The sequence below is a fragment of the Carnobacterium sp. genome (assembly GCF_032094055.1).
In the GTDB taxonomy this organism is placed as follows: domain Bacteria; phylum Bacillota; class Bacilli; order Lactobacillales; family Carnobacteriaceae; genus Carnobacterium_A.
In genome coordinates, this window is the sequence record NZ_DAMDAK010000008.1 from 39,626 (window position 1) to 45,290 (window position 5,665).

General features: G+C 39.9%; 6 protein-coding genes, 1 pseudogene and 1 other annotated feature. All 7 genes and pseudogenes read right to left on the bottom strand.

Annotated elements, in window-relative coordinates; genetic code table 11:
* On the bottom strand, positions 1-259 hold a 259-nt coding region (locus RT405_RS02465), incomplete at its 3' end, for an RNA methyltransferase substrate-binding domain-containing protein (RefSeq protein ID WP_313467264.1).
* Complete coding sequence (locus RT405_RS02470) at positions 246-701, bottom strand: Mini-ribonuclease 3 (protein ID WP_313467266.1); 456 nt, start codon at positions 699-701, stop codon at positions 246-248. The genes RT405_RS02470 and RT405_RS02465, both read right to left, overlap by 14 nt.
* Positions 664-2,070: a cysteine--tRNA ligase gene (gene cysS / locus RT405_RS02475; RefSeq protein ID WP_313467268.1), complete on the bottom strand. Its 1,407-nt coding sequence runs from the start codon at positions 2,068-2,070 to the stop codon at positions 664-666. Before cysS ends, RT405_RS02470 begins: the two co-directional genes overlap by 38 nt.
* Before the next feature lie 18 nt (positions 2,071-2,088).
* A complete protein-coding gene (gene epsC / locus RT405_RS02480) occupies positions 2,089-2,637 on the bottom strand; it encodes a serine O-acetyltransferase EpsC (protein ID WP_313467270.1) in 549 nt (182 codons plus the stop codon).
* A gap of 74 nt (positions 2,638-2,711) precedes the next feature.
* Positions 2,712-2,943, bottom strand: a binding site (T-box leader).
* 25 nt (positions 2,944-2,968) lie between these two features.
* Positions 2,969-4,438 carry a glutamate--tRNA ligase gene (gltX, locus tag RT405_RS02485; RefSeq protein WP_313467272.1) on the bottom strand — a complete coding sequence of 490 codons (1,470 nt, stop codon included), beginning with the start codon at positions 4,436-4,438 and terminating at the stop codon, positions 2,969-2,971.
* Between the two features lie 16 nt (positions 4,439-4,454).
* Positions 4,455-4,937 (bottom strand): 2-C-methyl-D-erythritol 2,4-cyclodiphosphate synthase, encoded by a 483-nt coding sequence (gene ispF / locus RT405_RS02490; protein ID WP_313467277.1) that lies wholly within the window; start codon positions 4,935-4,937, stop codon positions 4,455-4,457.
* Between the two features lie 99 nt (positions 4,938-5,036).
* Positions 5,037-5,663, bottom strand: a pseudogene (gene ispD / locus RT405_RS02495) (2-C-methyl-D-erythritol 4-phosphate cytidylyltransferase); the annotation flags it as partial.
* Positions 5,664-5,665 lie beyond the last annotated feature (2 nt).

Here is a 5,665-nt window from a genome sequence, read left to right on the forward strand (position 1 = left end):
GAATACTGCGTTTTTTAGCCAATTGTTGAATGTCATTCATCTTAGAGCCGCTTAGACCTTCTTGAATAAAGATCTTATTGATATCACGGTCTGATTTTAAAACCTCAATAGCCGGCAAGCGCCCAGCAATTAAATCGCGTTCCTCTTCTTCCACCGTTTCAACCGGTTTTCTTGGGCTGTTTTTTGGCTTTTCTTGATGAGACGAACGACGTGTTTGCTTCGAATTGCGTTTATGAAAGGTATTTTTATCTTTTGGCATGTTGCACCTCCACTTTATGAATACACCAGCTGATCACTGCTTCCAGCCGTTCTGTTTGTTTAGACAAATGTAAGTAACCCATTAAGGCTTCAAAGCCAGTTGACGTACGATACGTCACGATATCTGCATTTTTAGCCGATGTATGGCTTTTAGCATTTCGGCCGCGCTTGTACATGGTCACTTCTTCTTCCGTTAAAAAATTTTCTTCTTCCAGCATCTCATGCATCAAACTGCTTTGTGCTTTTGCTGAAACATATTTGGTTGCCGTTTTATGCAATTGATTTGGGCGTGTGTAACCAATCTGCACTAAGTGTTCACGAATGTAAATTTCATAAATCGCATCGCCTACATAAGCCAATGCTAGTCCATTTAAAAGAGACCAATCTTTTTCTACTGTCTCTTTGTTACTTTCTTCTCCATCTGGTTCCTTGTGGGGTATCATCTAAAATAATTCCTTCCCTTTTTAGTAAATCTCGGATCTCATCGCTTCGTTGGAAATCTTTATTCGCGCGAGCAGCCGTGCGTTCTTCAATCAAGGCTTCAATTTTATCATCTAATAAGGCATCTGGTTCAAATGTAATCCCAAAAATACTCATCAGTTCTTGGTACTGTGCCAGCATAGCTTTTAAAACAACGGCTGATACTTCTTGTTGTTCGCTATAAATGTTCATTGCCTTAGCCATCTCATAAATCACCGTAATGCCGTTAGCTGCATTAAAATCATCATCCATCTCTTGAATAAAATGCTTTTTAAATTCAGCCAGTTGGTCTAAATATGGTTGGTCATTCAAAGTCTGTTCCACAGCATCGGTCAACCGGTAAAAAGTGTTATCAAAAGCTGTTTTCAATCGATTTAGATTGACACGTGCTTCTTCGATCGTTGTATCATTGTAGCTGATTGGACGCCGATATTGGGTTGTAGCCATAAAGAAGCGCAAAATTTGCGGATTCATTTGTTTGATCATATCATGGACCAAAACAAAATTTCCCAATGATTTACTCATTTTTTCATTCTCCATCGTCACAAAACCATTGTGCATCCAATAATTGGCAAATGGATGGCCAGTTTTAGCCTCACTTTGAGCAATTTCATTTTCATGATGCGGGAAAGTTAAATCTTGCCCTCCTGCATGAATATCAATGGTATCGCCTAAATACTTAGTGGCCATAACGGAACATTCAATATGCCAACCAGGTCGTCCGGCACCCCAAGGAGCTTCCCAACTGATTTCGTCTGGTTTAGCAGCTTTCCATAAAGCGAAATCTAATGGATCTTCTTTTTTCTCGTTTTCGCTTGCTTCTGTTCGGTTGCTTGCCCCAACTTCTAACTCATCAAGCGAAATTCCGCTTAATTGCCCGTACTTTTTAAACTTACGTGTCCGGTAATAGACATCTCCAGCTACTGCATAAGCATAGCCTTTTTCAATCAAAACCGTTATAAAGTCAATAATTTCTGGAATGTTATCCATTACACGCGGATTAATCGTTGCTTTTTCTACTCCTAATGCCTTTGTGTCGTCATAATAAGCTTGAATAAATCGTTCGGCTACTTCCGGTGCAGTCAGTTTCAATTCTTTAGCAGCTTTAATGATTTTATCGTCAACATCCGTAAAATTAGAAACAAAGTCTACTTGATAACCACGGTATTCTAAATAACGGCGAACTGTATCAAAAGCCACTGTACTCCGAGCATTTCCGATATGAATGTAATTATACACTGTCGGACCGCAAACATACATCTTTACTTTACCCGCTTCCAGTGGTGTAAATAGTTCTTTTTCTCTTGTTAGCGTATTGTATATTTTTAACATTTTTCACTTCTCCTTTACTCATTCCTTAAATGAAGGCGAATCAATTGAAGCGGCTTGCTTCTTTTTGACCACTTTAGCAGGAATTCCAACTGCCGTTACATTAGCTGGGATAGATTCCAATACGACTGCTGAAGCTCCTATTTTAGCATGGTCTCCAATAGTGATCGGTCCAATCACTTGAACATGTGCCGACAATAAGACGTTATTGCCAATAGTTGGATGCCGTTTGCCGTTATCTTTGCCTGTACCGCCTAACGTTACGCCATGGAACATTAAAACATCATCTCCAATGACAGCTGTTTCCCCTATTACAACACCCATGCCATGATCGATCATAAATCTTCTGCCAATAACAGCTCCTGGGTGAATTTCAATTCCAGTCATAAATCTTGAAAAATTAGCGATGATTCGTGCAAGTAAATACAATTTCCATTTATAAAGCTGATGAGCTGCGCGATGAAATAAAATCGCATAAAAACTTGGATAGGTTAAAATGATTTCAAGTGTGCTTTTAACGGAAGTATCTTTCTTTTTAATGGTTTGGATATCTTCTTTTAATCTGTACACTTTTTTCCCCCGCTTCCTTCAGGAAAATAACAATCACTGGTTTCTTGAAATGCAAAACAGCGCCTTTTATCTGCATAAAAGACGCTGTTTACGTGGTTCCACTTTGCTTTATAGCTAAAAGGAATGTTTATTTATTCCATTCTCAGCTACCTTGGACACTATAACGGCTGTTAGCCGACAGGTACCTACTTATTTTCAGTACCCTAACTCAGAGAGGCACTTCACTCGAACAGACCATCTGCTTCCACCGCTACAGATTCTCTTTGGATCCTATTTCAAGCTACTCTTTCTCGTCACTGTTTTTATGCTATTCAATTACGTTGTCTTTATTTTATAAATGAGCAATCGCCGTTTGCAAATGCGCTTTAGCTTTTTCACGACCTAGTAATTCAATGGTTTCACCCAATTCAGGACCATGGGTTTGTCCAGTAACCGCTACACGAATCGGCATAAAGAGATTTTTACCTTTAATACCTGTTTCTTTTTGCACAGTTTTGATTCCAGCTTTAATACTAGCAACATCAAAGGTTTCTAATTCACTTAGAACTTTATCGAAAGCTTTAAGGACTTCAGGAACCGTTTCTCCTGCTAATACTTCTTTGGCTGCTTCATCCAAATCCGGTGTTTCAGTAAAGAATAAGCTGGCTAATCCAACGATTTCAGCTCCATAACTCATTTGTTCATGGTACAAACCGACTACTTTTTGGATCCATTCTTTTTTTTCTTCAGATAAATCTGCTTCAATGTACCCTGCTTTGACCAAGTGCGGCACTGCAAGAGCTGTCACTGTTTCAAGATCCGTTTGTTTCATATACTGATTGTTAATCCAGTCCAATTTTTTAGGGTCAAAAGCAGCTGGAGATTTGCTTAGGCGATCAGGGTCAAACATCTTAATAAAACTTGCTTGATCAAAAATTTCTTCTTCTCCAACTGGCGACCAGCCTAGTAATGCAATAAAATTGAACATGGCTTCTGGCAAATAACCTAAGTCACGGTATTGTTCAATAAATTGAAGAATACTTTCATCACGCTTACTTAACTTTTTACCTGTTTCGCTATTGATGATCAACGTCATATGGCCAAATTGCGGTGCTTTCCAGCCAAATGCTTCATAAATCATCAATTGCTTCGGCGTATTAGCAATATGATCATCCCCACGTAAAACATGCGTAATCTCCATATAATGGTCGTCAACCGCTACTGCAAAATTATATGTAGGCATGCCGTCACGCTTAACGATCACAAAGTCGCCTCCCACACTTGCTGCTTCAAACGTAATCGGACCTTTTACCATATCTTCAAAACTATACGTGTTTTCTGACGAAACGCGGAAACGAATGACCGGTTCAATCCCTGAAGCTTCTTTTTCTTGTTGTTCTTTAGGAGTCAAATGCGAGCATTTCCCGCCATAGTGAGGCATTTCTCCACGAGCTCTTTGTGCATCCCGTTCAGCTTCTAATTCTTCTTCAGAACAATAACATTTATAAGCGCGGTTGCTCAATAACAACTGCTCTACTAATGGATCATAGATGGCCCGTCTTTCGGATTGACGGTAAGGACCGTATTCTCCTGGATTATCCGGACTTTCATCCCAATCCATTCCCAACCATTTTAAGTTTTCTAATTGGCTCTTTTCTCCATTTTCAATGTTTCTTTTTTGATCCGTATCTTCAATCCGGATAATAAAGTCTCCATCATTATGACGGGCAAATAGATAATTGAATAACGCTGTCCGGGCATTCCCAATGTGCAAATGTCCTGTTGGGCTTGGTGCATAGCGTACGCGAACTTTTTTTGTCATCGTTCTTTCCTCATTCCTACATTTTATTTTTTTCTAATAAACAAATGGCCATTGCTGCGATACCTTCTTGGCGACCGACAAAACCCATTTTTTCAGATGTCGTCGCTTTTACGTTAACACGTTCGATACCTATTTGACAATCATATGCTAAGTTTTTTTTCATTTCTGCTAAATAAGGTTGCATTTTAGGCTTTTCGGCCAAAATCGTTGCATCGATATTGCCGATTTTAAAATCTGCCGCTGTTAATTCCTGACAAACTTTTCGTAACAATACCCTTGAATCGGCATCTTTAAACGCTGGATCATCATCTGGGAAAAAATGCCCGATATCGCCTTTTCCAGATGCGCCAAGCAGTGCATCGATTACAGCATGCAATAACACATCGGCATCTGAATGGCCTAATAATCCCCATTCAAAAGGCAAGGTTACGCCGCCGATAATACAAGGACGCTCCTGAACCAGTTGATGTACATCATATCCTTGTCCAATTCTTAGCATAGTCGTCTCTTCCTGTTCTTTTAATTGTTCTCTTTGCTGCTGTTTTAATATCGCTTCTCCTGTGATCAAATCGCCTGGAGTGGTGATTTTGATATTATCATAACTTCCTTCAACAATCGTCACTGTTTCTCCTAAACGTTCAACCAATGAAGCATCATCCGTACCTAAAAAGCCTTCATCTTGCGCCTTTTGATGGGCTTTAAGAATCAGCGGACTACTAAATGCTTGAGGGGTTTGAACTTGCCAGAGTGCAGGGCGAGGCAAAGTTGCTGTTATTTTTTCTTGCTGCACCATTTTGATAGTATCTTTAACCGGTACTCCTAAAATGGCCGCGTTCGTCTTACGAACTTTTTCGTTCAATCGTTCAATCATTTGCCGTTCAATGAAAGGACGGGCGCCATCGTGAATCAGGACAAAACCGGTAGTCTGCTGCAATTTTTGCAATCCGCAATAGACACTGTCTTGCCTTTCCAGTCCGCCCTCGACGAACGTGATCGGAATAGTTGCTTTTGGTACTTCTGCTTGAATCCATTTTTTTAATAAGGGAATCTCAGCTTTTTTTGCTACCACAATCATATGCCGGCAATTAGGATCACTTAAAAAAGTGAGCAAAGGATAAGCAATCAACGGCTTATTCAAGAGCGGCAATAGAATTTTATTTTTTGAAGTCCCCATGCGCGTCCCCTGACCGGCTGCTAATAAAATCAGCTCATAGTCTCTGTTCATCA

Excerpts from the sequence above, each read along its gene's own strand:
- gltX (WP_313467272.1), bottom strand. The coding sequence starts at position 4,438 with ATGACAAAAAAAGTTCGCGTACGCTATGCACCAAGCCCAACAGGACAT.
- ispF (WP_313467277.1), bottom strand. The coding sequence starts at position 4,937 with ATGCTAAGAATTGGACAAGGATATGATGTACATCAACTGGTTCAGGAG.
- RT405_RS02470 (WP_313467266.1), bottom strand. The coding sequence starts at position 701 with ATGATACCCCACAAGGAACCAGATGGAGAAGAAAGTAACAAAGAGACA.
- cysS (WP_313467268.1), bottom strand. The coding sequence starts at position 2,070 with ATGTTAAAAATATACAATACGCTAACAAGAGAAAAAGAACTATTTACA.